This window comes from Paraburkholderia sp., assembly GCF_036488505.1.
In the GTDB taxonomy this organism is placed as follows: domain Bacteria; phylum Pseudomonadota; class Gammaproteobacteria; order Burkholderiales; family Burkholderiaceae; genus Paraburkholderia.
The window spans coordinates 1-4415 of sequence record NZ_DASXHN010000314.1; the positions used below are offsets into that span (position 1 = coordinate 1).

Annotated in this window: 4 protein-coding genes; 3 read left to right on the plus strand and 1 reads right to left on the minus strand. The window is 64.8% G+C overall.

Annotated features, from left to right (window positions below; all coding sequences use genetic code 11):
* The 3 genes from VGH68_RS18720 to VGH68_RS18730 form a co-directional block, all read left to right on the plus strand.
* Window positions 1–1192 (plus strand): TonB-dependent receptor domain-containing protein (locus VGH68_RS18720; protein WP_331605172.1); only part of this gene is annotated, 1192 nt, incomplete at its 5' end.
* 72 nt (window positions 1193–1264) lie between these two features.
* On the plus strand, window positions 1265–2185 hold the full coding sequence (locus VGH68_RS18725) for a LysR family transcriptional regulator (RefSeq protein WP_331605173.1): 921 nt from the start codon (window positions 1265–1267) through the stop codon (window positions 2183–2185).
* 205 nt (window positions 2186–2390) lie between these two features.
* The gene (locus tag VGH68_RS18730) at window positions 2391–3158 is read left to right on the plus strand and encodes a 3-oxoacyl-ACP reductase family protein (RefSeq protein WP_331605174.1); all 768 of its coding nucleotides are present in this window, start codon (window positions 2391–2393) and stop codon (window positions 3156–3158) included.
* Window positions 3159–3332: 174 nt separating this feature from the next.
* Here VGH68_RS18730 and VGH68_RS18735 read toward each other — a convergent pair whose 3' ends face one another.
* Window positions 3333–4388, minus strand: a complete 1056-nt coding sequence (locus tag VGH68_RS18735) for a beta-propeller fold lactonase family protein (protein WP_414696963.1) — start codon at window positions 4386–4388, stop codon at window positions 3333–3335.
* Between the last annotated feature and the right edge of the window lie 27 nt (window positions 4389–4415).

Sequence of the window (4415 nt, forward strand, 5' to 3'; positions counted from 1 at the left end):
CGGCAAGCTGGGCGGGATGGAGAACCAGTTCATCGCGGGCATGGCCGTCGACGCCGCCAACTCGCGCTTCACGCAGTCGTCGCAGGACGCGGCGTTCACCGCTTCGCGCGCGACGATCGGCATTGGCAATTTCGCGCAGCAGACCGACGCGAACACGCACAACACCAACTACGGCATCTACCTGTCGGACACGCTGTCGCTGACGCATCAATGGTCGCTGACGCTCGCGGGCCGCTATAACTGGGCCGATGCGACGATCGGCGACGAGAGCGGTTTGCAGCCGAATCTCGACGGCCATCACACGTTCTCGCGGTTCAATCCGGCGGTCGGGATCAACTGGAATCCGACGCCAGCGCTCACCGCCTATGCGACCTACAACGAGGGGATGCGCTCACCGACCGCGATCGAGCTGGCCTGTGCCGATCCGGCCGCGCCGTGTTCGCTGCCGAACGACTTCATCTCCGATCCGTCGTTGCAGCCGGTGATTTCGAAGACCTATGAAATCGGCGCGCGCGGCAAGGTCGGCTCGAACACGACATGGAGCGCCGCCGCCTACAGCACCACGCTCGACAACGACATCGAGTTCGTCAGCAGCAATGGCGCGGGAAGCTCGCAAGGCTTTTTCCAGAACGTCGGCCGCACGCGCCGGCAAGGTGTCGAGCTCGCGGGTCAAAGCAGGCTCGGACCGGTCACGGTGACCACGAGCTATAGCTACGTCGACGCGACCTACCAATCGACGTGGACCGAAAGCAGCCCGACCAATTCCAGCGCCGACGCCAACGGCAATATCACCGTGAAGCCGGGCAATCATATCCCCGGCATTCCGTCGACGACCGTCAAACTGCGGCTCGACTACGCGGCCACGCCGAAATGGCGGGTTGGCACCAACCTCACATGGCGCGGCAGCGTGTATGCGCAGGGCGACGAAAACAACCAGGACGTGAACGGCAAGATCTCCGGTTATCTGCTGATCGATATGGACACCGCCTACCAGGTGACCAAGCAGTTGCAGGTGTTCGCGTCGGTGACGAACCTGCTCGACAAGCGCTATGCGAGCTTCGGCGCGCTCGGGCAGAACTTCTTCACCGGCCCTGGCAATACGTTCAACGGCGCGAACCCGGTCAACGAGCAATTCGTCGGGCCGGGCGCGCCGCGCGGCGTGTGGCTGGGCTTGCGCTATGCGTGGAAATAGACCGGTCCGCGGTTGTTGCGCGCGTTTCGCTACACTGCGCATTTTCGCTGGCAATCTGCCAGGAGGATGCACATGGACCGCATGGTGGCGATGGAGACTTTCGTAACGGTTGTCGATGCGGGTTCGTTTTCCGCCGCCGCACGCCGCTTGAAGCTGGGCCAGCCAGCCGTCTCCAAGGCAGTCGCACAGTTGGAGGAACGTCTGGGCGCGCGTCTGCTATTGAGGTCGACACGCGGCCTCGCGCCGACCGAGGCCGGTCAGCGGTTCTACGATCACGCGCTCAGAGCCATCGATGAGGCGGAACAGGCGGAACAGGCAGTGCGTGAGTCGTCGGAGGGCTTATCCGGCAGACTGCGCATCGGCGCGGCCGTCACGTTCGCCCGCCTGCATGTGTTGCCAGCACTGAAGTCTTTCCTGGACCAACACCCCAATCTGAGCCTAGACATCGTGCTCGATGACCGGTCCGTCGATTTGCTCGGCGAGGGTGTCGACGTCGCATTGCGCATGGGCGCGCTGGACGATTCGACGATGACTGCGCGCCGCATCTTCACCGGCCGGCGGCTCGTCGTCGGCACACCGTCGTATTTCGCGCAAGCCGGCATTCCGCAAACACCTGTCGACCTCAACCGGCACCAGGCGATCGTCTACGCCGTGCGAGGTGGTGGTGAATCCTGGTTGTTCAGCCGCGGTGACGGCGCCGACTCGACCGTGACCTTGTCCGGCCGGATCAGCGTGAACGCAGCCGAAGGCATGCGCACGGCGGTACTCGCTCACATGGGCGTTGCTGTCGCTTCGGAATGGATGTTCGCCCCTGAACTGGCAAACGGCACGGTCCAGGCCGTCCTGACGGACTGGACGTTGCCGCCGATCGATCTGTGGGCGGTTTTTCCGTCCGGCCGCATGGCAACCACGAAGGCGCGGGCCTTCGTCGCGTTTGTCGAGCACCTTCTCAATGAGAGCAAATCCAGCGAAGGCGGGGACCTCCCCGCGTAGCCGCTTTGTAGCCGCACCCCAACGGCCCTGATTTGACCCCCTCGCGGCAAGAATAGGCGCTATTCCTCACCCGCGACTACCGCGCGATGCGGGCTGAGCGGAGCATACGCATCAACCAATGCACGAAAACATTGGCTCCGATGCAGCAGTCCCCCGCCCGTTCAGGCAGGCGGACCGCTTCGAAACTTACCCGTTGAGGAAAACCATGACTCAAGCTCTGAAAGGCAAACTCGCCCTCGTGACTGGCGCGTCGCGTGGAATCGGTGCAGCTATTGCGGCACGTCTTGCGCGCGACGGCGCGTCGGTCATCGTTCATTACGCGTCGAGTCCGGCGCGCGCTGAAGCAGTCGTCAAAGAGATCCGCGAAGCGGGCGGCGAGGCCGAAGCTGTGGGTGCCGACCTGTCGCAGCCGCAAGGCGTCAGGAGCCTCGTCGATTCGCTGAACGGTGCGTTTGGCGGCCGCTTCGAAGGGCGGCTCGACATCCTCGTCAACAACGCGGGCACTGTCGAGTACGGGCCATTCCTCGATTCATCCGACACGTCATACGACACGCACTTCAACCTGAATGTGCGCGCGCCGATCGAACTGGCCAAAGACGCGGCAGCGCGAATGGTCGCGGCGGGCTGGGGACGCATCATCAACGTCGGCTCGGCCTTTGGCGAAGCCGCGCCGCTGCCTGGCGTGACGCTCTACATCGCATCGAAGTTCGCTCTGCGAGGCTTCACGCGCGGGCTGTCGCGCGAACTGGGCAAATACGGCGTGACCGTCAATGCCGTTCAGCCCGGCCCGATCGATACGGAACTGGCTCCGCAGCCCGGTACGGAAGACCATGCAACGATGACGAAGCTCGCAAGCGTCGGACGCTTCGGCAAGCCGGCGGAAATCGCGGCGGCCGTCGCTTATCTGGCCAGCCCCGAAGCCGGCTACACGACCGGCGAAAGCCTGACGGTCGACGGTGGATGGATCGCCTAGCCGTTGGCCGAGCGCTATTCGAATGCCTCGTGCCCTTCGAATAGCGCGCCGGGCAAACGTAGCCTGCGTCGCCGGCACCGAACTACCGAACGCCGAAGCCGACCCACGGCGCACCAGCGCCGCCATCCGGTGGACGTGATGACTGGCGACGGCCCCTACCTATGCGCTCACCGCTCAATGCGATTCGATCGAGCCGTCACTATGCGGATACGTGACGATGCCCCACGCAAGCGGTAATTCGCCGATCTGCTTGATCGGCTGATAGCTCTTCGCGTCGAGCACATAGACCGCGTCGGAGCGCCCGCACGCGACCAGCAGCTTCGAGCCGTCCGGCGTGAAGCTGAAATGCCAGCAGCGCTGGCCGACCGGCACGTCGGCGATGTGCTCGTACGTGTGGCCGTCGAACACCTGCACCGCCTTATCGCGCGCCGCCGCGACGAAGAGCCGATGACCGTCCGGGCCGAACGCGACGCCGTAGGGTCCGAGCTTCGTGTCGACGGTCTTGACGATCTGGAACGTGTGCGCGTCGATCACGACGAACTTGCTCAGCGACTCGAGCGTGACCACGTAGTACTTGCCATCGGGCGACAGACGAATGCCGCGCGGCCGGCCGCCGGCCGCGAGCTTCACCGTCCTGATCGGCGCACCGGTGCGCGCGTGATAGACCGATACCGTATCGTCGCCCTCGTTGGTGACCAGCATCGTCTGGCCGTCGCGCGAGAATTCGATGCCTTCGGTTTCGTGACCGCTCGTCACCGAACGGATCACGCGCCAGTCTTTCATATCGACGATCGCGATTTCCGCCGGCGGCTTGTTGGCGTCGTCGTCCGCGCCGGGCTTGCCACCGGCTTTCGCTTCAGGCTTGCCGCCCGCGCTGGCTGCCGGCGGCCCGCCGTCCTCGCCGGGTTCGTAGGTCACGTACGCGTAGCCGTTGTGCACCCGCACGTACTCCGGGTTCTTGCCGATCTTCACGCGTTGGACGACCTTGCCCGTGGCCGTATCGATCACCGCGAGATCGTTGGTGTTCTTGTTGGCGACCAGCAAACGCGTGCCGTCCGCATTCAGACTCAGGCCGCGCGGCCCGTCGGCGCCGACCGGAAACGTCTGCGCGAGCGTCATCTGATCGAGATCGATCACGCCGACGCCGGCTTTCTCGCTCGTCACGTAGGCGAGCGGCGCGGCCGCCGCGTGCGCAGCGGCGCTCGCGACCAGCACGAGCGCGCTCGCCAGCGCAACGCCATAGCGTGGTGTGCGGGT

Excerpts from the sequence above, each read along its gene's own strand:
- VGH68_RS18725 (WP_331605173.1), top strand. The coding sequence starts at position 1,265 with ATGGACCGCATGGTGGCGATGGAGACTTTCGTAACGGTTGTCGATGCG.
- VGH68_RS18730 (WP_331605174.1), top strand. The coding sequence starts at position 2,391 with ATGACTCAAGCTCTGAAAGGCAAACTCGCCCTCGTGACTGGCGCGTCG.